The sequence below is a fragment of the Desulfobotulus alkaliphilus genome (assembly GCF_007830435.1).
Taxonomy (GTDB): Bacteria; Desulfobacterota; Desulfobacteria; order Desulfobacterales; family ASO4-4; genus Desulfobotulus; species Desulfobotulus alkaliphilus.
On the sequence record NZ_VLLC01000004.1, the window covers coordinates 1 to 24,603 of the forward strand.

Here is a 24,603-nt window from a genome sequence, read left to right on the forward strand (position 1 = left end):
AGGTTTGATTCGCCTGTGTCGTGAACCTATTTTGGGGCTGGTTATAAAAACCATATGGTCTGATAAAAACATCTGGACACGATACAGAACTGAAGATTTTCTGGTCCGCCTTCAGGCGGAGGGGGCTGCTGGTTCTGTACAGCAGAACACGGCAAGCCTGGATCCCGATGGGTGACTGGTGCGGATCATTATTCCGCCATCCCAATAAAATTGAAATTTCAGATGCGAATTCAGACAGACCATCTGCACCATTCTGAGTTAACCATAATCAAGCAAAAAAAGAGGTGACGCTTGAACAGGAGAGGTGTTTTTTTACTTGACAGTTCCTTTAAATGGGTGACCCCTTTTTGTGGTGCTGTTGTGCCATTTTTTGATATTCTCCTACCCCTCCAGACACCCCTTGGTCAGGCTCGCATCAAAACTCACAGGATATTTCCCGTCAAAACAGGCCATACAAAAACCATCCCCCTTCTTCTCAATGCCCGTGGCCTTTACCAGCCCCTCAATGGAAAGATAGTGCAGGGAATCCAGACCCAGATAATCCCTTAATTCTTCAACACTTTTACTGGCTGCGATCAATTCTCCCTTGCTGGAAAAGTCGATGCCATAGACGCAGGGAAAACGGTGGGGCGGGCAGCTGATGCGCATGTGAACCTTCCTCACCCCCAGCTCCCGCAAGGCCTTTACGCGGGTTTTGGCCGTGGTGCCCCGGATGATGGAATCTTCAATAATAATGATGTCCTTTCCCCTTAGCACTTCTTTGACGGGATTAAGCTTCACCCGCACCCCGAAATCCCGCATTTCCTGGGTGGGCTGGATAAAGGTGCGGCCCACGTAGTGGTTGCGGATCATGCCCATTTCAAAGGGAATGCCCGAGGCTTCGGCGTAGCCGATGGCCGCATACATGCCGGAATCGGGAAAGGGCATGACAAGATCGGCCTTGACCGGTGCCTCAAGGGCCAAAGCCCTGCCGTGGGCCTTGCGGGTTTCATAGACATTCTTTTCAAAGATGGTGGAGTCCGGCCGGGCAAAATAAATGTATTCGAAAATGCAGAAATGCCTTTTGGGTGCGGGATGGGGGTTAAAGGAGCGGATACCGTCCTCATGGATGATGACAATCTCGCCGGGGTTAAGCTCCCGGATGAACTCCGCCTGCACAAGATCCAGCGCACAGGTTTCCGAGGCCAGCACATAGCGGCCGTTGAGTTTTCCGAGACATAAGGGCCTGAAGCCGTTGGGGTCTTTCATGCCGATGAGCTCCCCGTGGCTGGTGGCGGCCACAAAGGCGTAGGCTCCTTCCAGCCCCAAGGCCGTGCGGCACAGGGCCTCTTCCAGGGTGGCATTTTTCAGGTTCTTGATGAAAAGATGGATGGCGATTTCTGAATCCATGGTGGTCTGGAAGATGGAGCCCTCATCCTCCAGTTCCCGTTTGAGAATATGGGCATTGACGAGGTTGCCGTTGTGGGCAAGGGCATAGTGTCTGCCCTTGTGCTGGACCACAAAGGGCTGGGCATTGAGGATGTTGGAGCCACCGGTGGTGGAATAGCGTACATGGCCGATGCCTGTGCCACCGCCGAGTTTCACCATATCCTGCTTTTGAAAGATGTCCGGAACCAGCCCCATGCCCTTGTGGCAGAGGATGGTTTTATCCCGGCTGACGGCAATGCCGCCGCTTTCCTGGCCCCTGTGCTGCAGGGCGTAGAGTCCGAAATAACAGAGCTGGGCGGCATCCGGATGCTGATGAACACCGAAGATTCCGCAGGCTTCTCTGGGGCGCTGGCTGGTCATGTTTTTTTTCCTTAGTGGTATCGTGCCTTATTTTTGTTTGAATTTTTCTGAAATGATACCCTCACCCCGGCCCTCTGGCTTCGAGAGCCTCAGCCACCCCCAGAGGGAGAGGGGCATCAGGAATGGTATTCCTGCAGACAGCGAACATCCGGCGCACCCTGCTGCAGAACGGATACGGCGTGGCGGATGGACCTTGCCCCTGCCATGGTGGTGGTATAGGGTACACGGTACTGCAGGGCTGCCCTCCGGATGCGGTAGCCATCCTCCTGAATACGGGTGTCGTTGCTGGCCGTGTTCACAATGAGCTGGATTTCTCCGTTTTTGATGGCATCCACCACATGGGGTCTGCCGATGGAAACCTTTTTGATCATGCGGTTTTCAACGCCATTTTCCTTAAACCAGGTGGATGTGCCTCTGGTTGCGGCAATGGAAAAGCCTAAGGCTTCAAATTCTTTGGCAATACGCAGGGCGGCTGCCTTGTCCGTATCCTTCACACTGATGAAAACACAGCCGGACAGGGGGATTTTCTGGCCCACACCATGCATGGCCTTGGCAAAGGCCATGCCCAGATCCATATCCATGCCCATGACTTCGCCGGTGGATTTCATTTCAGGGCCCAGCAGGGTGTCCGATTCCGGGAAACGGTCAAAGGGCAGGGCCACTTCCTTTACGGAATAGTGGCGGGGCACCACCTCTTCTGCCAGCCCCATACCGGATAGCTTTTCCCCCATCATCACCCGTGTGGCCAGTTTTGCCAGAGGCACCCCCGTGGCCTTGCTCACAAAGGGAATGGTGCGGGACGCTCTGGGGTTTACCTCCAGCACGAAGAGCTCTTCGCCCTGTATGGCGTACTGCACATTCATAAGCCCCACCACCTTCAGCTCCTTTGCCATGGCTTTGGTGGCGGCACTCACCTCTTCCAGCATTTTTTCTCCGATGCTGTAGGGCGGCAGCACACAGGCGGAATCTCCGGAGTGAACACCCGCTTCCTCGATATGCTCCATGATGCCACCGATGATGGTGGTTTCTCCGTCGCTGATGGCATCAACATCCAGCTCCACGGCATCGGAAACAAATTTGTCTATCAGCACAGGATGGCCCGGCGAGGCCTCCATGGCAAGGCGGGTAAAGGAAAACAGGGAATCATCGTCATATACGATCTTCATGGCTCTGCCCCCCAGCACATAGGAAGGCCGTACCACCACGGGATACCCGATTTTGTGTGCCACTTTCAGGGCTCCTTCCACGGAGCTGGCCGTGCCGTTGGCGGGCTGCCGCAGGCCCAGCTTGTGCAGCATGGCCTGAAAAAGTTCCCTGTCTTCGGCCATGTCTATGCTTTCGGGCTGGGTTCCCAGAATGGGAACACCTTCGGCATGAAGGGCTTCGGAGAGGTTGAGGGGGGTCTGTCCGCCAAACTGTACGATGACTCCGTCGGGCTTTTCCTTCTCAATAATATGCAGCACATCTTCTCTGGTCAGAGGTTCAAAGTAGAGTTTATCCGAGGTATCATAATCCGTGGAAACGGTTTCCGGGTTGGAGTTAACCATAATGGATTCAACACCCATCTCCCGCAGGGCAAAGGCCGCGTGGACACAGCAGTAGTCAAATTCAATGCCCTGACCGATGCGGTTGGGTCCGCCGCCCAGAATCATCACCTTTTTTTTATCCGATACCCTGGCCTCGCATTCTTCTTCCCAGGTGGAATAGTAATAGGGTGTGGCTGCCCGGAACTCCGCAGCACAGGTATCCACCAGCTTGAATACCGGAGCAAGGCCGAGTTCCCTGCGTTTTTCCCATATCTTTTTTTCCGTACTTCCCGTAAGCCATGCGATCTGTACATCGGAAAAACCCATCTGCCTGGCCTGCAGAAGAAGGTCTTTGTCCATTTTTTCTCCGGCCCTTCGGATGGTATCCTCAAAGGAAACAAGCACACGGATCTGGTGGAGAAACCATGGGTCGATGGCGGTCAGCTCATGGATGGCCTCCACGCTCATTTTCTGGCGGAAAGCCTCCCTGATATAGAAAAGACGGCGGGAGTTGGGAGTGGAAAGCTTGTGGTAGATTTCCGCCTGACTGGGCTTTTTCCCTTCCAGATCTTCCATGTCCCTTCCGTCGGCACCAAGGCCGAAGCGGCCCGTTTCAAGGCTGCGCAGGGCCTTTTGCAGGGCTTCTTTGAAGGTGCGGCCTATGGCCATGGTTTCCCCAACGCTTTTCATGGCCGTTGTGAGCACATCCGGGCTTTCCGGGAATTTTTCAAAGGTCCAGCGGGGAATCTTCACCACACAGTAATCAAGGCTTGGCTCAAAGGCGGCCAGTGTTTCACCGGTGATGTCGTTTTTCAGCTCATCCAGGGTGAAACCCACGGCCAGCTTGGCGGCGATTTTGGCAATGGGATAGCCCGTGGCCTTGGAAGCCAGGGCCGAGCTGCGGGAAACCCTTGGGTTCATCTCCACGATGATCATGTCCCCGTTTTCCGGATTCACGGCAAACTGGACGTTGGAGCCGCCCGTATCCACGCCGATTTCCCGGATGATGGCAATGGCTGCATCCCGCATCACCTGATATTCCCGGTCGGAAAGGGTCTGGGCCGGGGCAACGGTGATGGAATCTCCCGTATGAATTCCCATGGGATCAATATTTTCTATGGAACAGATGATGACCACATTGTCGGCCCTGTCCCGCACCACTTCCAGCTCGTATTCCTTCCATCCGAGAACGGATTCCTCCAGCATGACCTGGGTGATGTGGCTGGCATCCAGCCCTGCCCTTGCCATGCGCTCCAGTTCTTCCATGTGGTAGGCCACACCGCCGCCCGTACCACCAAGGGTGAAGCTGGGACGCACGATGATGGGAAAACCGATTTCTTCTCCGATGCTCCGGACCTCATCCATGTTGTGGGCAAAACCGCTCTTTGGAATGCGCAGGCCAATTTTGTTCATGGCATCCCGGAAGCGTTCCCTGTCTTCGGCCTTTTCAATGGCATCAAGGGATGCGCCAATCATTTCTACATTATATTTTTCCAGAACGCCCATGCGGGCAAGGCTTACGGCGGTATTGAGTCCGGTCTGGCCACCGAGGGTGGGGAGGATGGCATCCGGCCTTTCCTTTTCAATGATGCGGGCCACGGATTCCGGCGTGACGGGTTCAATGTAGGTGCGGTCTGCGGTTTCCGGGTCCGTCATGATGGTGGCGGGGTTGGAATTGACCAGCACCACTTCATAACCCTCTTCCCGCAGGGCCTTGCAGGCCTGGGTTCCGGAGTAGTCAAATTCGCAGGCCTGACTGATGATGATGGGGCCTGCGCCGATAATCATGATTTTATGGATATCCGTCCGTCTGGGCATGGAAGTGTCTTCTCCGCAAGACAAAAGGGGTCAGACCCCTTTTGTGGGTATAAAAGGGGTCTGACCCCTTTTTTCTTTGTTCTCCGCCACCATTTCAGAAAAATCATTAAAAAGATAATGGGCGTCATGGGGGCCGGGCGAGGCTTCCGGATGGTACTGCACCGTGAATATGGGAAGGGTGTTGTGCCGGAAGCCTTCCAAAGTACCGTCATTGAGATTGACGTGGGTGACGGTGACAAGGGAAGGGTCCAGTGTGCTCAGGTCCACGGCAAAACCATGGTTCTGGCTGGTGATTTCCACACGCTTTGTGGCTTCGTTGCGCACGGCCTGATTGCCGCCCCTGTGCCCGAATTTAAGTTTGAAGGTTTTGCCCCCCATGGCAAGGCCCAGAAGCTGGTTGCCAAGGCAGATACCAAAGATGGGTTTAAAGCCGGTCAGCTCGGCAATGGTTTTTACGGCATAACTTACGGGTTCGGGGTCTCCGGGGCCGTTGGAAAGGAAAATGCCATCGGGATTGAGGGCCTTGACGGTGGCGGCGGATGTGGTGGCGGGCAGAACCAGCACCTCAAAGCCTGCTTTTTCCAGAGACCGGAGAATATTGTATTTTATCCCGAAGTCAAAGGCTGCCACCGTATGATTTCTGTTCTTTTTCCATATTTTTTCATTGAGTTCTGATGAAAGTTCCAGAGGAATGCGTCGTCCGTCCCGCCAGAAGTAGGGTATTTCCGTGGAGACTTCCCTTGCCAGATCCCTTCCCGCCATGGATGGCAGGGCCTTTGCCCTTTCCACAAGGACAGTCGTATCCGCTTCCAGGGTTGAAATGATGGCGCGCATGGCCCCTTTTTCCCGCAGATGCCGGGTGAGGGCACGGGTGTCTAAACCCTCAATGCCCATGACATCCTGGGATTTCAGGTAGGCGGCAAGGGAAGATGTGGCCCTGTGGTTGCTGTAAAAATCCTGATACTCCTTTACAATGAAGGCCGCCACCTGAATGCGGTCGGATTCCACGTCTTCCGGGTTTACCCCGTAGTTTCCAATCATAGGGCAGGTCATGGTGACCATCTGCCCCCTGTAGGATGGATCGGTGAGAACTTCCTGATAACCGGTCATGCTGGTGTTGAACACCACTTCGCCGCCTGCTTCTCCTGCCCCGGTAAAGCTTGTGCAGGGAAAAATGCGGCCGTCTTCCAGGGCCAGAATTGCTTTCATTGAACCCCCTTGCATGGAAAGGGCGCAGTGATTCCCGAAGGAAAAATACGCCATTTTTCACAGAATAAAAATACGGGCAGAGTGATTGGTGTCATAATGAAAAACCTTATCTGCTTAGCACTGTTTTTTTGAGTTCTGGTGTGTTTATGAGCCTTTTTGCCCTCACCCCGGCACTCAGGCCAACAGGCTTCAGCACATTGGACAAATCCAGTTTTTGGCCTGTGTGTCGGGCAAGGCCCCGGCCTCTCTCCCTCTGGGCTGGGGTTTACCCACAATTTTTATCAAGCCTGTTGAGTTGCAAAAATATAGTTTTGAGGGTGTTCAAATGTTCTTTAAAGTCCTTAACGACAATACCCACGATCGGCCTCAACACCATAAAGGAGTAGGTGCACCTCCGAATGAATTGTGCAGCCCCTGTTTTGTAGGGGCAGGCCCCTGTGCCTGCCCTTGGGTGAGGGTTCCATAAAGAACCTTTTTATCCAGAAATGAAAAAAATCTCACTTTCCACTCAAAAATTCTATCCTATGGGTACGGCCGGATGCAGATCCCAGACACCGCAGGGGCAGGCTCCGGCGCAGAATCCGCAGGCAATGCAGAGTTTTGCATCCACTTCATAGGAGAAGCTGTTTTTCCCAAGGTCTTTTCTGGAAATGGCTGCTCCGGGACATACCGCAACACAGATACCGCAGTCCCGGCAGTTGCCGCAGGAGGCACACTGGGAACCGCAGCCGCCCAGATCTTCCTTGGGAGGAATGCGGGGATCAAAATATTCCAGATGTACCCTTTCCAGCTTGAGTATTTCCCTTGTATCCATTTCCGGAAGCCTGCCTTCGGCCATGTCGCAGATGGCCTGTGCCGTTCTGCGTCCCGCACCGATGGCATCGGTGATCAGGCCCTGTCCCACCATGTCGCCGATGGCAAAGATTTTAGCATCCGTGGTCTGTCCGTATTCATTGACCCGGATACGGCCCTTTTCCACCACCACCGTTTCCGGCAGAAAATCCAGAACGGCCATGTCGCCTATGGCGGCAACGATGGTGTCCGCCGGAATCAGCTCATCGTTTTCAAGGAGCACGCCATCTTTCGTGAGGGCTTTGGTGAAGCAGGGCCAGCGGAAGACGGCACCGGCCTTTTCGGCCTCCTCCCTTTCCACGCCAAAGGCGGCGGGTTTTTGGATGTCGATGAGGGTGATGTTCTCTGCGCCCAGACGCTTTGCTTCCGTTGCCACATCGCATCCCACATTGCCCGCGCCGATAATCACCACATTTTTTCCGGGTTTTAGGGCATTGGCCTTGGCCTGTTCCAGAAAATCAAGGGAAGTGATCTGCCGCTCCCCGCCTTCCACGGCAAGGCGTCTGGGGCTGGATGCGCCGGTGGCGATAATGATGTGGTCATGGTCAGTTTTCAGTCGTTCCACATCCTTACGGGTAAGGGACTGCTTGAGGTGGATGTGGGGGATGATTTCCGCAACCCTTTCCAGTTCCTTTGTCAGCACTTCCTGCGGAATACGGGATTCGGGGATCACAGAGCGCATTTTTCCGCCCAGCACCTCGCTCCGGTCCAGAATCACCACATCATGTCCCTGGGAACGGAGCTGCCATGCCACGGAAATACCCGCAGGTCCGCCACCCACAACGGCCACCTTCCTGCCCTTTATGGCAGGGAAGACAGGGGTGAGGGCAGCAAGGGAAGCCTTGCCCAGAGGTTTGATATCCACAGGGGCCATGAAGGCGCTGCTTCGGGTGCAGGCTCCCATGCAGGGGTTGGGGCAGAGGTAGCCGCAGACCGTTGCGGGGAAGGGCGTGTAGCTTAAGGCCATATCCACGGCTTCATCCATGCGGCCTTCCCGTATCAGCTGCCAGCGCTGCTGCACGGGAATGCCCGTGGGGCAGGTGCCTTCACAGGGGGCTTTGTATTTCCGGTTTTCCCATACGGGCACAAAGCGCCGCAGTTCTCCTCTGGTAATCAGGGGGATGGGGCTCATGTCCAGATCCGTCAGATCACCGATGAGTCCGCCCTTTCCCAGCTCTCCTTCCCACATGTTTTTACGGAAATCCGCCATGGAACGGCGCTCCGTCTCCCGTTTTTCCATGGGAGAACGGGCGGTGAGGCATTGCCAGTCTTCCCGTACACAGAGGATGTCGTAGAGTTCGGGCTTTTGAATTTTAAGAAGAAAGTCCGAAAGCCCCTTTTTCAGCCAGATCCAGTCTTCCTCTTCAATGGGAACCATGCGGGCATCGGCCTGACTGAACCCGTCCATGGGCCCCCGGAAAAAGACCTGACCGCCCACCATGCCCACCATAGGGCGATGGCCCAGAACATTGGCAGGGTTCTGGGGCTGCCATCCGCAGATAACAGCTTTTCCGCCTGCCATGAATTCTCCGAAAAAATCACCGGCGGACCCCAGAACCCAGAGTTCGGGGGGTTCAAAGCGGGGGTTGCGCTTGGTCATGGTCATGCTGCGGGAGCCCACGGAACCGGCAACCCAGACCTTGCCCTGGGCCATGCCGTTGCAGGTACCGTTGCCTGCATTGCCATGGATGAGGATGGTAGCTCCGGCATTGAGCCAGCCCGTGTCTTCGGAGGCGGAACCCATGACTTCGATTTCTGTGTTGGGATAGCCGAAACTGCCAAGGCGCTGGCCCGGTGTTCCTTCAATACGGATCTTTACGGGTTCCCCTGCCTGCCAGAGCCTTCCGCCGATGCCATGCTGGCCTGCAGCCCGGATTTCCAGATGGCGGACGCCCCCATTGACGGCCTCCTGAATATGTTCTTCCAGAAGGCGGGATTCCAGACGGATGCCCTCACTGTCCCTGCCTTCTATGATAAGCGGCTTTGTGTTCTGCATGCTTTCCTCCTACACCACATACCGGATGCCAAGGCGTTCAGCGGCATGGTAATCGTTGATTCCCAGAGCATCGGACATGCCGATGGGCAGGGAGGTGGAACGGCCCAGGGGGGCAAGGATTTTTCTCAGCTCCATGTCAAAGGCCAGATAGAGGTCCACCACCCGTTCCGCCACCTTTTCCGCATCCAGCCTGCGGTAGATTCTCGGATCCTGGGAGGCGATGCCCTTGGGACAAAGCCCGATGTTGCAGATGTTGCAGCGGTCCTGCTCGGAGCCGAGGCAGCCCGCTGCGGCCTGCATGATGTATTTGCCCGTCTGCACTCCGGAAGCACCCATCATGATGAGGGCGGCCGCATTGGCTGCAAGGTTGCCGTTTTTACCCACACCGCCCCCTGCAAAAAGGGGAATTTCATTCTGCTTGCCCACCTTCACAAGGTTTAAGTAGCAGTCCCGCAGGTTGGAAGCGATGGGATGGCCCATGTGGTTCATGGACACATTGTAGGCGGCCCCCGTGCCTCCGTCTTCCCCGTCAATGGCAAGTCCTGCGGCGTAGGGGTTGCGGGTAAGGTTGTTGAGCACCGCAAGGCTTGTGGATGTGGCGGATATCTTGGGATAGACCGGAACCCGGAACCCCCAGGCCATGCTCATGCTCTGGATCATCTTGGCCACGGATTCCTCGATGGAATACTGGGTCTGATGGGTGGGGGGGCTGGGCAGGCTGACCCTTTCCGGCACACCCCGGATGGCGGCGATGAGCCTGTTCACCTTGTGCCACATGAGCAGTCCCCCGTCTCCGGGCTTGGCTCCCTGACCGTATTTGATCTCTATGGCGCAGGGATCTTCCTTCATTTCGGGAATGGCGTGGATGATCTCATCCCAGCCAAAGTAGCCGGAGGCGATCTGGAGAATCACATACTTGAGAAAACGGGAGCGCAGAAGCCTTGGCGGGCATCCCCCTTCTCCCGTACAGATCCGTACGGGCATGCCCATTTCCTCATTGAGGTAGGCAACACCCATCTGAAGGCCTTCCCACATGGTTGGCGAAAGGGCACCGAAGCTCATGCCGCCGATAACCAGAGGGTAGATTTCCCGCACAGGCGGCATCCAGCCGTGTTCCCGCTGGTGCTTCAGGGCATCTCTGGGTTCCAGCACCCGGCCCAGCAGGGTATTGACATCAAAGGTGTGGCGACCGGCATCGAGGGCCGGGTCCGTGAGCATGGAAATACGGATGAATTTAATCTGATCCAGAAGCCCTGAGGGATCGTTCCGCCGCCCTCCCCGGCTTCTGGGCTGGCCTCCCTGATTGATGTGATAGCGCAGCTTGTCACTGCCATCATTCCGGACAGGGGAAATGGCATCATTGGGACAGACCATGGAACACATGGCACATCCCACGCAGGCATAGGCCGGACTGGTTCTCTGGCGGATGCCATAGCGGATGCTCTGGGATGAGGAGGGTTTTTCCGCAAGGCCAAGACCTGCTGTGATCTCCCGTTTGCGGAAAACACCCAGTTCTATGGCATTCACCGGGCATACGGCGGTGCAGCTGCCGCAGAGGGTGCATTTGTCCTGATCCCAGCGGATCTGCCATGGCAGATCGCTGATGCTTAAGCTTGACGGGATAATCTGTCCGTTTGCCGACATACTTTAACCTCCTTGCGATCCGGGCCCACCATGGCCATATCGAGGTGCATGGGTTGAAAATCCTTGCTTTTATCCCTGTCCGGGATCACCGTATCCAGTCCGCAGACTTCCGATGAAAAGGCCCATACGCCGGGCTTGCCACCCACAATGCCGGGCCGGAGTTTTTTGCTGTCCTGAGCCATAAAAAGGGTGCCGTCGGGAAGATTGCCGATGATGCAGTTGGGTCCGTCAATGATCAGTCTTCTGCAGCTCTGCTTGAGTATCCTGAGGACGGATGCGTCTGCATGGGAGTTCAGTGCCTCATCCGGAAGGGGGGTGATAATGTGCTTGTAGGCATCCAGGGGGAGGTCGAGAAAGGTGCTGATATAGTGAAGAATATGCACAAAGACCTCGGAGTCGGACTGAAATCCGATGTAGCCGTCAAAGCCCCGGGATTCCAGAAATTCCTTTACGGGAATAAAGGCGGTGTTTTCCCCGTTGGTCATGGTGGCAAAGCCTTCCAGAAAAAAGGGATGGCAGGCATAGAGATTGATGGCATAATTGGTGTTCTGACGACCCTGAGCCATGATGATGCGGGCGGTGATACCATGGCGGTCAAGATCCATGTAGCGACCCACCGTAAGGGGATCTCCAATTTCCTTGATCATGATGACATCCGGCCAGAAGGAAAAGACAATCATATCTCCTTCGGCTTCACCCATTTCACGGAGCTGCAGCCTGACCTTGAGGAGACGGCGGTGTTTTTCCTCTTCTGCCAGATTTTCCCAGGTTCTGGGATAATCGTAGGCCCGGATCAGGTAGATGTCCCTTGGCGGCGTTCCCGCAGGGGGGGTTTCAGGAAGCTGTATGCCCATGCGGTATTTGGTCATGAAGCCGATATCCATCATCAGGGTATCAAGCTTTTTTAAACCCGCATCCGTGAAGATCCCTGAAAGTATGGGCGCTCCCTTGATGGCGGCAAAGGGACCACCCAGATCCCTCATAAACAGCCCCACACCGGAACCGTCATGGCCTTCCCGCATGGCATCCAGCGCTTCCAGTGCCTTCATGGGGGAAAGGGGGGTATCGCTGGTTACTGCAAATAAACGGCACATATATCTGTCTCCTTTAAAAAAGGGCTTTAAAACGCTTTTTTCCAAGGAACTTTCCATGGGCCTTTTTTTCAGGCGGAAGAGTTCCTCTGCAACAAGGGGCTTTCTGCATAAAATATGCCATGTTTTGTTTGTGTCTGGAGATTGTTTTTTGTTTTTTAAATAAAAAGGATATGTTAAATTAATTTATTATTCAATGGCTGTCTTTTATTTTGAATTCACTGGTGTCTGTTTTTTTGCAAAAAAAGATATTTTTGTGGTTTTTGATACAGAATTGTAATTTTTTTGCACCCCATGCCCTGTATCTTCCAGAAGGTGAATATTTTCAGATTTTCTTCCTTTTACCGATAAGAGAATAAAAAGGGAGGAAATCATTATGGAAATTATCATTGGAAAAACTGCCGAAAGCAGCTCTGCCGGTCACCGGGGGCATCCCCGGCTTCAGCAGGGAGATGTACCCGTAAAGGTTCTCAAGGTGCGTCCTGCAAGATCCAGAAGAAGTACCCTGCTGCAGGGGAAGGATCGCAGGGACGAAAATGTGAATACAGATCCCATGAGGGGAAAGGTGCTGGTTCTTATGGTTCCCGACGGCAGCCGCCTGCCCCCTGATCTGGAAACGGGAGAATATCAGCTCAGACTCAGGATTGTTTCTGACAAAACGGTAGAAACACCAAAGGCCACTACAGGGAATAAAGAGGATAGCGGTCTGAACATCAGGGCTTAGGGGGAGAAGGAAGCAAGGCTTTAAATCAACAACAATCTTTTTTGAGGAAGGCGCTTTCCCCTATGAAAAAAAACACAGGTACGCCATCGTTGCTCTCGGTTTTTTTTAAATCCATGGCAAAGATTTTTGTTGCAGTCATCTGTTTTGCTGCGGCTTTTTTTCTTTTCCACTGGGGTTTCGGTGAAATGCGGGAGGCAAGGCAGATTGACCGTTTTCCAATAACACCCGCAGAAGCCCTGATAAAGGGCCCCTATGCCATTCAGGGCATTGTTTTTGCAGAGAATACTCTGGTAAAAGCGCCCTATTCCGGCAGTGAGGTGGTTTATGTCCGGTATCGCCTTGAGGAAGAGTACAAGGACAGTGATGATAAAACCAGAGTCCGGGTACTTGACAGCGGAGAGCGGGGGACGGATTTTTCCCTTGGGGATGAAACCGGAAAGGTGAAGACAGACTGGAGAAACCGTCCCGTTGACATGACCTTTTCCCTTGCCATGAGTACAAGGAGAAAGGAGGGAAATCTCACCTACATGGAATGGACCATCCGGGAAGGACAGGTCCTGACCCTCCTTGGGGAATACGCAGGGGATAAAGGGCGCTTTCATTTTTCCATGGAATCCTCCGGCATTCCACCCATTTTAACGGACAGCTCCCTGCAGGCCGAAGGGGGGCAGAATCTTTTGCTGGCATCCATTCTCACCTCCCTTGCCTCGGGGCTTGTGGCCCTTGCCATTGCCCTTTTGCTTTCTGCTTTGCATGTACACCGCTTCTGGGTTTTTGTTTTCTTTATGTCCCTTGGCGTTGTGTCCATCCTTACGGGTATGGGGATGGGCCAGCTTAAAACGGACTGGAGCGAAGCCGCTTCCCTTTATCAGACGCGTTACAAAAATGTAGAACAGATGCCTTCCCCACCCGCCCGGACAGATCTTTATGCCATGCGTCTTCTCATGGAGAAAAACAGCATGCAGTGGCCGGACCGGGGGCTTTTCCTTGCCATGGCAGACACCATGTTTCCCATGCCAGAGGGTCTTCTTCCCCAAGAGAAAAAAAGGGCCGAAGCCCTTGTGGAGGCCTCGGCCAGCAGCTATCTCCATTCCTTCTGGCTGGTTTCAGGTTTAACGCTTCTGGGTTTTGTTCTGGGCGGGATCTTTTTTTTCACAGGATTTAAATCCATACGCAGAAAGCGTCTGATTGAGCATATTCCTACGGCAAGAACCAAAGGTCTCAGCTACGGCCTTGCGGAACTTAAAGGTCTGATCCGGACGGATGAAGAACTACCCTGCATACAGAGTCATCTGAAAAAGCGGGAATGTGTGGCCTGGAGCTACAGCATTGAAGAAAAAAGAAGGGACAGCAAAAATAAAAGCAGATGGGAAACCGTTGCCAGCGGCAGCGACCGCACGGATTTCTGGCTGGAGGATGATGAAGGACGGGTAAAAATACAGTCAAAGGACGCAGAACTCGAATTCCCGGAAAAAAATACATGGCATGAGGGGAACCGCCGTTATAGTGAAAGCTGGATGCCTGCGGAGACTCCTGTCTATTGTATCGGTTTTGCCGGACTGGATGAAACATGCAGTGACCGCCTTGCCCTGCAGAAGGGGGACAGCAGCAATTTCTTTTTCATCACCCACAGAAAGGAGGAAGCCCTTCTCCTTTCCATGTCTTCACGGAGCTTTCTCATTTCATCCTTAGGCCTTGGCTCTCTTCTCTTTGCATGCACGGTACTGTGGGCAGGTCTGGGCTGGCTGACACCGGGAGCGCTTTTTAAAATCTCCCTCTCGGTTCCCTTAACGCTTCTTGTGTACACCATTATCCTGCATTACAATGACCTCGTTTTTTTGAAAAACCGGGTCAAAAAAACCTGGAGCGACATCGACACCATTCTGCAGAAGCGCTTTGACCTCTGGCCCCAGCTCCAGAGCATTGTTCAGGCAGCATTGCAGCATGAAAGGGAGCTTCTAACGGCAGTTTCCTCCCTGCGGACCCGGCCTGCACCTGCAGAAGGAGATCCGGACAGTGCGGACCGCATCATCAGAGAAGAACAGGCCGTTACCCGGCAGTTCCTTGCCCGTGTGGAAGCATACCCTGAGCTGAAAACCCAGGCGCTGGTGCAGCAGTTCAGTGAGGAAATCCGGAAAACGGAGGACTACCTTGCCCTGCTGCGTCAGGGCTACTCGGACAGTGTGGAAATCTACAATACCCGTATCCAGTCTTTTCCGGACCTTTTTCTGGCAAAGGCTTCAGGTTTTAAACCGGAAAAACCTTTTCAGGCAATCTCCGGTCAATCTGAAAAAATATGAAGGAATCCTATGTTATTCACAAGCCCTTTAAAAAGTAGCAGCATCAGAATCATGCTCCTTGGCAGCGGTGAGCTTGGCAAGGAAGTGGTCATGGAGGCAGCACGCCTTGGCATTGAAACCATTGCCGTGGACAGCTATCCCAATGCTCCGGCCCATCTGGTGGCCAATGTCACCCATGTGGTGAATATGAAGGACAGGGATGCCCTTCTGGAAGTGATCCGCCGGGAGAAGCCTTCCTTTATTCTTCCGGAGATTGAAGCCTTGAGCATTGAAGCCCTTGAGGATGCCGAAAAAGAAGGATTTCATGTCATTCCCAATGCCGAAGCCGTGAAAAAAACCATGAACCGGAAAAATATCCGGGAGTTTGCGGCAAAGGAACTGGGGCTTCTTACCAGTGCCTACCGCTTTGTGAAAAGCTTTGGGGAGCTGCAGGCAGCCGCCGGAGAAATCGGTATCCCCTGCGTGGTCAAACCCGTCATGAGTTCTTCCGGCCACGGGCAGAGTATTATCCGGTCCGAGGCGGAACTGGTCCGGGCATTGGAGCATGCCAAAGAAGCCAGGGGGGATGCCAGTGAGCTGATTGTGGAAGAATTCATTCCCTTTGATTATGAAATCACCCTTCTTACGGCACGTACGGAAAAGGAAACGGTTTTCTGTGAACCCATTGGGCACCATCAGGAAGACGGGGACTATGTGCTCAGCTGGCAGCCCATGGATATGCCGGAAAATGTCCTTGAAAAAGCCCGGATGATGGCCAGAACCATCACAGACGGACTGGGAGGCCGGGGTATTTTTGGTGTGGAATGCTTCATTAAAGGCGAGGATGTTTATTTCAGTGAAGTGAGCCCCCGTCCCCATGATACGGGTATGGTCACCCTGATTACCCAAAGCCAGAGCGAGTTCTCCCTGCACGTAAGGGCCGTTTTAGGTCTGCCCCTTGATTTTGTTTTTTACGGTCCGGGGGCAAGTGCGGCGTTCAAAAGCAGCAGCGAGGCTTCTGTGCCTGTGCTGGACGTACCGGATGGGGCTTTTGACAAAAATGCCTTTATCCGTATCTTCGGTAAACCCGTCAGCCATGTGGGCCGGCGCATGGCCGTGGCTCTGGTTTTTGATGAGGTGGAAAAGGCTAAAGCAAAAGCACAGGAAATAGCCGCTTCCATAAAAGGATAGAAATAAGGTTCCCGGGAAATGGTATATAACCGGAAACAGAACCGGAGGAAATCAGACAGTGCTCAACATCAATAACAGGGCCACAGAAATCAAGCGTGAAATTCTGATCCATATCGCCCGGTATCAGCTTGAGGGGGTACTGGAAAAAAAGCTGTATGCGCTTCCCAGAAAAATGCTTCCCCTCCATGGTACTCCCTTTCGCTGCTGCGTTCACCATGACAGGGAAATACTCAGCCAGCGGATCATTGCCCGGCTGGGGCACAGCATCGAAGACTTTGATGAGGCAAAGCAGCTTTCCGATTATGCGGAGGAAGCCCTGAAAAGGGAAAAACCCACGGAACCCATGCTCACGGTCATTGATGAGGCCTGCAATGCCTGTATCCGCGCCTGCTATATGGTTACCAGTGCCTGCCAGGGCTGCATTGCCCGACCCTGTATGACCAACTGCCCCAAAAAATGCATTCATATCCGAAACGGCCGTGCCCAGATTGATGATACCCAGTGCGTTAACTGCGGTATCTGCCAGAAAAACTGTCCCTTCCATGCCATCATCAAAATTCCCGTTCCCTGTGAGGAAGCCTGCCCGGTCAATGCCATTGCCAAGGATGAAGATGGCAAGGAAATCATTGATTACAATAAGTGTATTTTCTGTGGTGCCTGCATACGGAGCTGCCCCTTTGGTGCCATGGTGGACAAGGGGCAGCTTGTGGATGTGCTCCGGCATATCATGGAAGGAAAAAAAGTGGTGGCCCTCTATGCGCCTGCCATTGCCGCCCAGTTCCGTGCGGCTCCGGGACAGCTGGATGCGGCCTTTATCCGGGCCGGATTTCATCAGGCCTTTGAGGTTGCCCTTGGTGCGGATATCACGGCAGCAAAGGAAGCCCTTGAGTTTGAAGAAAGAATGGAGCGGGGAGATACCCTGATGACCACTTCCTGCTGTCCGGCCTATGTACGCGCCATTGAAATCTATGTGCCGGAACTCCTGCCCTTCATCTCGGAAACCCGGTCGCCCATGCATTATTCAGCTAAACAGGTGAAAGAGGCGTATCCGGACTGTATCAGTGTCTTTGTCGGTCCCTGCCTTGCCAAGCGCAAGGAGGGTTTTGATGATGCCCATGTGGATTATGTGCTTTCCGCCGAGGAAATCGGAGCCCTGTTTGTTGCAAGGGAAATAGACGTTGCCGCATGTGAGCCCCTTCTTTCCAAAAATCAGCCCACCAGCAGTGCGAGATATTTTGCCCGTTCCGGCGGGGTTGCCCAGGCCGTTCAAAGCAGGCTTGCCCATCCGGAAAAACTGAAAGTCAGGGTGATCAACGGGCTGGATAAGAACGGTATGAAAGCCCTTAAATCCTATGGCAGGATTGCTTCGGAGAACAGGGAAACCGATGCCAGCCTTGTGGAGGTAATGGCATGTGCCGGGGGATGCATCAATGGCCCTCTGGTACTGACCAATCCCAAAACCGCAGGCAGCCAGCTCCAGAAATATGCGGAGAGCAGCTCCCAAACCTGAGAAAGGAAAGATGCATGGAAACATATCGCAGGATCAGGGAAGTGGTAAAAGGAGAAGAAACCCGTGACGGTGCAGGTGTAAGGCTGGTGAGGCTTTTCAACTGCCGCACGGCGGAATCCTTTGATCCCTTTCTCATGATGGATGCCTTTGATAACAGCAGACCGGAAGATTATATTAAGGGATTTCCATGGCATCCGCACCGGGGCATAGAAACCATCACCTACCTCATTGAGGGCAAGGTGGAGCATGGCGACAGCCTTGGGAATAAAGGCCAGATTCTGGATGGAGACTGCCAGTGGATGACCGCAGGCAGCGGTATCATTCATCAGGAAATGCCCCAGCCGCCGGGCAGGATGCTGGGTGTACAGATCTGGCTGAATCTGCCAGCAGACAAAAAAATGGCTGCCCCGGCCTATGGCGATATCCGTTCCGATGCCATTCCCTTCATCCGGGAGGAGGGATGTGACATCCGTCTGATAGCGGGTTCTTACCGGGGTGTTCAGGGTGCTTTTGAGGGCCGTTATATCAAGCCCCTTTTCATGGATGTCAGCCTTGCCCCCGATACGGCCTGGGAACTTCCGACAGAGGCCGGTCATACCCTCTATACCTACATTTTTTACGGTGAGGGCCGCTTTGATGATGAGCATCCGGCCATGGGCGAAAAAAATGCCCTGCTGTTTGGCCCCGGCAGCAGAATCCGTGTGGAGGCCGGGGATGCACCTTTGCGTTTCATCCTCCTTTCCGCGCCTCCGCTGAACGAAGATGTCGCCTGTGGCGGTCCCATTGTGATGAATACCAGGGAGGAAGTAACACAGGCATACAAAGAGCTGGATGAAGGCACCTTTATCAGGCATCCGAAGCCGTGATGCCTTCCTGCACGGCAAAGGGCTTTGGACAGGATTCCTCCATGTAAAGGCATGGGGGATTTTTGTTTTAGAAGCTGCCTGCCATGTCCGACAGGGCCACGCCGATATCAAGGGCAAAGCCCAGTCCTTCAAATTTGTGGGTGAGTTCCTTGAAGGTATTGATTCCCACGACCTCACCGTTTTGGGTGATAAGGGGGCCGCCGGAATTACCGGGATATATTTTGGCATTGGTTTTGACCCAGACCCCTTCCATGCCGGAGAGAATACCGTTCACAACGGAGTGGTTGAGTCCTGCGGGATTGCCAATGGCATAGAGGGGGGCACCCCTGGAAAGGCGCTTCGGGCTGGTTGTTTCCATTTTAGGTGTGCGTGAATATCCGCTCAGATGAAGAAGGGCCAGATCGTGCTGCTGGCTGATTCTTATAATGGTGGCCTGTAAGGAGGAGCCATCCGCAAGCCCGATGCGGACCTGCCTCTGGGATCCGGCCAGATTATACTGCCACTCAAAATCCCTCCGGTGCTTGTCCAGTTCTTCCCTTGCCTGCCGGTATTCCTGCCTTATACCCCTGAGGTAGTTTTCCCGTTCCCGCATATTCTGCCGTGCTTCCAGAAGATCTTTTCTGGCCCTGTCCTGCTGGCTGGAGTGCATTCCGGCAATCCTCGCTTCGTAATCCATGGCCCTTTTCCGGGCATCCTCAAGGCGCTGTTCTTCCTGTCGTATCTGCTCTCCATAGCTGCGGAGTCTTTGTTCTGTTTCCCTGTAATGCTGCCGCTGCCTCTGCGCTTCGGCTTTGTCCTGCTGCAGTACATGGCGGTTGGTGAGGATATGGCCCCTTTCACTGATAAAAAATCCCGTACCAATGCCAAGGGTGGATTCCACGCGGACCGTTGCCATGGCCGCTCTCTCCACAGGCGTTTTTGGGTTCATTTTTTTTTCAAGGATTTCCACAAGGTCACTGCCTCTGGGGTGGGAGCTCCCCTGACCAGGGATTTCCCTGTATCCTGTTTCCGGGATTCTCTGGGGGTTGTCCGTAAAATGTATCACCCCCCTCTCGTCGGTGTACTGATAAATTTCTGAAGCTGATGTCATTGTTGAATAAAGGAGGAAAGCAAGGACAAAAAACAACATGAGCTTGAAATTATTCATTTTGTATCCTTGAGATCATGGGGTGGACAGGTGTCTGCTGCCTGAGGCAGGCAGGATCTGCACTGTGATTAGAGCATGCCCCGGGGGCTGAGTCCATAAAAAAAGTCTGACAGCAGGCGGGCATCCCGCAGGTGGGAACAGACTGAAAAGAAAATGCCCTGTCTCAGATCAGTTTACAATCCATATGGCCTGATCTCTTGCCATTTCCACAAGCTTTTCCCCCACCCTTCCCATCAGAAAATCCTGTATTCTTGAAATCCCCCTGCGCCCGACAAAGATGGTTCCCCAGCCTTCTTTCTCTGCGGTATCCAGAAGTCCGAGGGAACGGTTCATATAGCCCGTGACAATCCGGCTTTCCATGTTTGCTTTTTTCACGGAATGCTCTTTCAGGATCAGAAGAGCCTTTTCCATGGCGGGTTCTATTCGCATTCTCCGGTTTTTATCCTGATTATCCAGAGGATATCCGACGGTTACATCCGGCTTGCGGGATTCTCCGTTCTGGAATTCTCCATTAAAGAGATTAAAAGAACGGGCAATGTGTAGAATATGAAACTGCTTGTCTGTATTTGCAAAAAGGGCAGCAGAAAGCCTAAGGCAGTTTCTGGAATCCCGTGAATCATCAAACCCTATGAGGATATGGTTTGTTTCCGCACTTTCCCCCACGATCACAAGGGGAATATGAAGAATGCGGGATACCAGCTTCCGGGCAACATTGCCGATGGGCAGGCGGGCAAGGTTGGAGCACCCCTTGCGCCCGGCGAAAACAGCGGCATATCCATCCATGCTTTCGGAAATAATATCCCGCGTAATACCGGTATTTCTCCTTAACATTTTGATCCTGATATTTTTTGGGGGAAATCCCGCCTCCACGAATATGCTGCGAGCCGCCTCAAGAACACTGGCAAAGCATTTCTTTTGTCTTTCAGCCCACTGTGCCATTTCTTCTTTGTGGATACGATTTTCAGGATCCGGGTAGATATCCCAGAAGGATTCCGGCATGTCCAGCTCCACAAGAAAAAGGACAATTTCTGAACGGTCTCTGGGCAGCATGGCTGCGGCATAATGGGCGACAGCCATGGATGCCGTGGAGCCATCAAGGGCGATCAGATATTTGCGTTCCATAATTTCTCCTTCTCCGTCACAGAGGATCTCTGTTTTTTAATCTTTCCCTTTTTTGTCTTTGCAGGCTGCGTGCCGTAAAGGAGCTCACGGTATTGTTTGCGTAATAAAGATTTGAAAAGGCTGTTTTTTAGGAGGATTTAAAAAATTGGCATGCTTATCCGTCTGACTGAGGAAGGCGCAGACAGGGGCGTTTGGGGCTTGCCCTGTTAAAGATTTTGCCATCTTGTAAAAAGGCGGGAGCAGGATGCCTTTCACAGATTTTCAGAACCCATGAGGTGAGAACCCAGAAAAGCTGCTGCGCTTTATACCTTCCCCTCCCTCCCCTGATGTTGAGCCCCCCTCATCCATAGGAAGCGAAGCTTAAAAAATACAAAAATGCTGTTGTATGGGCCGAAATACAAACATTTTTGTACAAAAAAGAAAGGAGCAGGTTTTTTTAATCAGGGCGAACTGCTTTTATATTAGCATTTTATGCCTTTGTGTCTCCTCTGGCATGATTTGTGTTTTCCCTTTAAAGAAGAATGATATTGAAAGGAGGCACTGCTTGTTTCAGGAAGACAAAGGGCCCGAATCCATGGCCATGACAAACAAAGAATCTGCATGTTCATTTAATAAGGTGGCCTCCCTCATGCATGACTGCGGGGACTGCTGGGAAGGGTACTGGGCAGGCCACGGGCTGGGATCGGTTTTTCAGCCGGTGTACAGCCTTGCCCATAAGAGGATTGTGGGATTTGAAGCCCTGATACGGCCAGTGAGAAACGGCCTTCCCGTAGCCCCACCGGATTTTTTCAAGGGATTTTCCACGGAAAAACGCATGCTGGCAGACCGCCTCTGTCGTGCCCTCCATGTGGCTAATTTTCAGAGGTTTGGCAATAAAGACAGCTGGCTTTTTCTCAATGTGGCCACCGATGTGGCCGTTCATGCAAGGCAATATGGCCCATTTTTTTCTGAGCTTCTGGATTATTACGGACTTTCTCCGGAATCCGTAGTGATTGAGGTGGTGGAGCAGGCCAGTGAAGATCCGGAGCGTATGGACAGGGGTATATCCTTTTTCAGGGATCTGGGCTGCCTCATTGCCATGGATGATTTTGGCGCAGGAAGCTCCAACTTTGAGCGGATCTGGCGCATTTCTCCCCACATTGTGAAGCTGGACCGAACCATCATTGCCCGCGCAGGCCGTGAAGCCCGTACCCGGCGCATGCTTCCCGGTATCATTTCCCTTCTGCACCAGACAGGCGCTCTGGTTCTTGTGGAAGGTATTGAAAGGGAAGAAGAAGCCCGTATTGCCATGGAATCGGATGCCGACATGGTGCAGGGTTATTATTTCGGCAGGCCGGAAAAGAATCCGCCTTCCGTTTTTCCGGATTTTGACGGCCTGATGGAGCGATGCAAGACAGGTCTGGGGGAAAAGGAGCAGCTGTGGCGCAGACAAAACAAGCCGGTTCTCGATCTTTTCTCCCTTGCCCTTGAGAAGCTTTGTTCCGGACTGAAACCGGAGGAAGCCCTCAAAAATATGCTGAAGAATCCGAGAATTCTGCGCTGCTACCTGCTGACGCCCACAGGGCTGCAGGTGGGTGCCACCCTTACGGGTACAGCTTCAGAAAGGAGATCCTGCACCTGCTTTGCCCCTTTACAGGAGGGACGCAGCGGAGACTGGTTCCGCAGGCCCTATTTCAAACGGGCCCTCCGTACTCCCGGCCGGGTCCGGGTCACCCAGCCCTACCGCTCCATTACCGGAGACGGGATGTGCCAGACCCTTTCCTGTTACGTGACTTCAGGATCAGAAAGCTGGATTGTCTGCTGTGATCTCTGTTTTAACGAGGCATGCTGAAAAAACTTTACCGGAAAAATCATTAAAAAAAAGGAGCAGGAGGCCCAAGGCCTCCGTCTCCTTTTTTGCAAATCAAATTAAGGGTTTTTTACAACAAACCCTGCAGAGCATCAGCCCCCGAAACCCGCATCTTCCATATCAATGGCTGCGCCATCCATGACCCGGATGGAGGCAAGTCTGCCTGCGGTGACGGGAAGCTGGGTATTGATGAAGAAACGGGCCGTGGTGATCTGTCCTTTGTAAAAGGCATCGTCCTTTTTCTTCAGGCCAATTTTGGGCTCCGCCACAAGGGCCCGCCACAGAAGCATCCATGCCATGGTCAGATCCCCCGTGGCTTCCAGGAAGGGATGGGTAAAGGCAAAGGCATTGAGTACCTTGTCGCTGGCTGCGGCCTTGCCCAGTACCATGGCCGTTTCCGTATAGCTTCCCAGCAGTTTTTCCAGATTTTCCGCCAGAGGCCGGAGGGATTCAATGTTCCGCGCCTTTTCTATGGTGCTGCGGATTTCCTCCAGATACGCCATGAAGGCGGCCCCTTTTTTCATGCCCATCTTGCGGCCCACAAGGTCCATGGACTGGATGCCGTTGGTGCCTTCGTAGATCTGGAAAACACGGGCATCACGCAGCAGCTGGGCCACGGGATACTCCTCCACATAGCCGTAGCCGCCATATACCTGAACCGCATGGGAGCAGACCTCAAAGGCCTTGTCCGTGATATAGGCCTTGATGATGGGGGTCAGCACCTCTTCTATGTTTTTCAGTCTTTCCTTTTCTTCCGGGCTGTCGGAAAGCTGGCAGCGGTTCTGGATCATGCCATTGTAGTAAATAAGGCTGCGCATACCGTCCACAAAGCTTTTCATGATCATGAGCTGGCGACGTACATCCGGGTGGCGGATAATGGCCGCAGGCCCTGCATCGGCAGGATCGGTCATGTGCTTGGTCTGAATGCGCTGGCGGGCGTAGTCCAGGGCATACATGTAGGCGGTGGTGGCGTTGGCAAAACCCTGAAGGCCTGTCATCTGACGGGCTTCGTTCATCATGTGGAACATGGCGGCCATGCCCTTGTTCTCTTCTCCGATGAGGGTGCCGATGCACCCATCCTTGCCTCCCAGGGTCAGAGAGCAGGTGGCATTGCCGTGCAGTCCCATCTTATGTTCTATGCCCGTGCAGACCACATCATTGAATTCTCCGAGGGAGCCATCTGCCTTGATGCGGTATTTGGGCACCATAAAAAGGGAGATGCCACGGGTGCCTTCGGGAGCGCCTTCGATACGGGCCAGCGTGGGATGGATGATATTTTCCACCATATCCTGCTCACCGCCGGAGATGAAGATCTTGGAACCGGACAGGGAGTAGGTGCCGTCGGGATTGCGTCTGGCCACGGTGCTGAGGGCTCCCACGTCGGAACCTGCGTCCGGCTCGGTGAGGAGCATGGTGCCGGACCATTTACCCGCATACATGTTTTTCAGTACCTGATTTTTCTGCTCCTCCGTACCGAAATTTTCAATGAGCCGGGCCGCTCCGTGGGTGGCCATGTGGAAAAGCATGAAGGAGTTGCAGGCACCGTGGAAATACTCACTGGCCGCAAGGCATACGGGCTTGGGCATTCCCTGCCCTCCCCACTCCGGCGTATCCCCCATGGCCAGCCACTGACCGTCCAGATAGTTTTTGTACACCTTGTGGTAGGCTTCGGGTACCCGTACCGTTCCTGCATCAAACACGCAGCCTTCGTCACTGATTTTCTGCAGGGGAAGAATTTCTTTGATGGCAAGATTTCTGGCTTCATTCACAATAAGATCGATGGTTTTACGGTTGAATTCCGTAAAGGCACTGTTTTTGGCAAGTTCTGCCACTTCAAGCTGTTCATGAAGCACAAAATCCACATCCCGGCGGTCGGCAATCAATTGGGCCATCCTGAAATCTCCTTTTTCATTGGCATTAAAGTCAGTGATTAAAAATCAGACGGGTCAAAAATCAGATTGATTTGAAATCCGGCTGACCTTAAGCTGCTG

Annotated in this window: 15 protein-coding genes; 6 read left to right on the forward strand and 9 right to left on the reverse strand. The window is 53.4% G+C overall.

Annotated elements, in window-relative coordinates; all coding sequences use genetic code 11:
* Positions 1 to 381: 381 nt before the first annotated feature.
* The 6 genes from purF to LZ24_RS03650 all read right to left on the reverse strand — a co-directional run bounded on the left by purF (position 382) and on the right by LZ24_RS03650 (position 11,927).
* Entirely contained in the window at positions 382 to 1,788 is a 1,407-nt protein-coding gene (purF, locus tag LZ24_RS03625; protein ID WP_144682447.1) for an amidophosphoribosyltransferase, read from the reverse strand.
* 116 nt (positions 1,789 to 1,904) lie between these two features.
* Positions 1,905 to 5,132, reverse strand: a complete 3,228-nt coding sequence (carB, locus tag LZ24_RS03630) for a carbamoyl-phosphate synthase large subunit (protein ID WP_144682449.1) — start codon at positions 5,130 to 5,132, stop codon at positions 1,905 to 1,907.
* A gap of 30 nt (positions 5,133 to 5,162) precedes the next feature.
* Positions 5,163 to 6,341, reverse strand: a complete 1,179-nt coding sequence (carA, locus tag LZ24_RS03635) for a glutamine-hydrolyzing carbamoyl-phosphate synthase small subunit (RefSeq protein ID WP_144682451.1) — start codon at positions 6,339 to 6,341, stop codon at positions 5,163 to 5,165.
* A 517-nt stretch (positions 6,342 to 6,858) separates the two neighbouring features.
* A complete protein-coding gene (locus tag LZ24_RS03640) occupies positions 6,859 to 9,189 on the reverse strand; it encodes an FAD-dependent oxidoreductase (RefSeq protein WP_144682453.1) in 2,331 nt (776 codons plus the stop codon).
* Between the two features lie 9 nt (positions 9,190 to 9,198).
* Positions 9,199 to 10,833 carry a glutamate synthase-related protein gene (locus LZ24_RS03645; RefSeq protein WP_144682455.1) on the reverse strand — a complete coding sequence of 545 codons (1,635 nt, stop codon included), beginning with the start codon at positions 10,831 to 10,833 and terminating at the stop codon, positions 9,199 to 9,201.
* The gene (locus tag LZ24_RS03650; RefSeq protein WP_144682457.1) at positions 10,797 to 11,927 is read right to left on the reverse strand and encodes a class II glutamine amidotransferase domain-containing protein; all 1,131 of its coding nucleotides are present in this window, start codon (positions 11,925 to 11,927) and stop codon (positions 10,797 to 10,799) included. Before LZ24_RS03650 ends, LZ24_RS03645 begins: the two co-directional genes overlap by 37 nt.
* A gap of 373 nt (positions 11,928 to 12,300) precedes the next feature.
* On the opposite strand from LZ24_RS03650, the gene LZ24_RS03655 reads away from it, so the two are divergent.
* From LZ24_RS03655 to LZ24_RS03675, 5 genes are all read left to right on the forward strand, one after another.
* The gene (locus LZ24_RS03655) at positions 12,301 to 12,648 is read left to right on the forward strand and encodes a hypothetical protein (protein ID WP_144682459.1); all 348 of its coding nucleotides are present in this window, start codon (positions 12,301 to 12,303) and stop codon (positions 12,646 to 12,648) included.
* 62 nt (positions 12,649 to 12,710) lie between these two features.
* Positions 12,711 to 14,948, forward strand: coding sequence for a LemA family protein (locus tag LZ24_RS03660; protein WP_144682461.1), 2,238 nt, complete (start codon positions 12,711 to 12,713; stop codon positions 14,946 to 14,948).
* A 9-nt stretch (positions 14,949 to 14,957) separates the two neighbouring features.
* Positions 14,958 to 16,118, forward strand: coding sequence for a formate-dependent phosphoribosylglycinamide formyltransferase (purT, locus tag LZ24_RS03665; protein WP_144682463.1), 1,161 nt, complete (start codon positions 14,958 to 14,960; stop codon positions 16,116 to 16,118).
* A 58-nt stretch (positions 16,119 to 16,176) separates the two neighbouring features.
* Complete coding sequence (locus LZ24_RS03670; RefSeq protein ID WP_144682465.1) at positions 16,177 to 17,628, forward strand: monomeric [FeFe] hydrogenase; 1,452 nt, start codon at positions 16,177 to 16,179, stop codon at positions 17,626 to 17,628.
* A gap of 14 nt (positions 17,629 to 17,642) precedes the next feature.
* Complete coding sequence (locus LZ24_RS03675; RefSeq protein WP_144682467.1) at positions 17,643 to 18,494, forward strand: pirin family protein; 852 nt, start codon at positions 17,643 to 17,645, stop codon at positions 18,492 to 18,494.
* A gap of 67 nt (positions 18,495 to 18,561) precedes the next feature.
* Here the strand turns inward: LZ24_RS03675 and LZ24_RS03680 are convergent, their stop codons facing one another.
* Together LZ24_RS03680 and LZ24_RS03685 are read right to left on the reverse strand one after the other, a co-directional pair.
* Positions 18,562 to 19,641 (reverse strand): trypsin-like peptidase domain-containing protein, encoded by a 1,080-nt coding sequence (locus LZ24_RS03680; RefSeq protein ID WP_144682469.1) that lies wholly within the window; start codon positions 19,639 to 19,641, stop codon positions 18,562 to 18,564.
* Positions 19,642 to 19,809: 168 nt separating this feature from the next.
* Positions 19,810 to 20,763 carry a universal stress protein gene (locus tag LZ24_RS03685; RefSeq protein WP_144682471.1) on the reverse strand — a complete coding sequence of 318 codons (954 nt, stop codon included), beginning with the start codon at positions 20,761 to 20,763 and terminating at the stop codon, positions 19,810 to 19,812.
* 544 nt (positions 20,764 to 21,307) lie between these two features.
* Between LZ24_RS03685 and LZ24_RS03690 the strand changes: the two genes are divergently transcribed.
* Positions 21,308 to 22,594, forward strand: a complete 1,287-nt coding sequence (locus LZ24_RS03690) for an EAL domain-containing protein (protein ID WP_186442909.1) — start codon at positions 21,308 to 21,310, stop codon at positions 22,592 to 22,594.
* 110 nt (positions 22,595 to 22,704) lie between these two features.
* On the opposite strand, the gene LZ24_RS03695 is transcribed toward LZ24_RS03690, so the two are convergent.
* Positions 22,705 to 24,504: an acyl-CoA dehydrogenase gene (locus LZ24_RS03695; RefSeq protein ID WP_144682476.1), complete on the reverse strand. Its 1,800-nt coding sequence runs from the start codon at positions 24,502 to 24,504 to the stop codon at positions 22,705 to 22,707.
* Between the last annotated feature and the right edge of the window lie 99 nt (positions 24,505 to 24,603).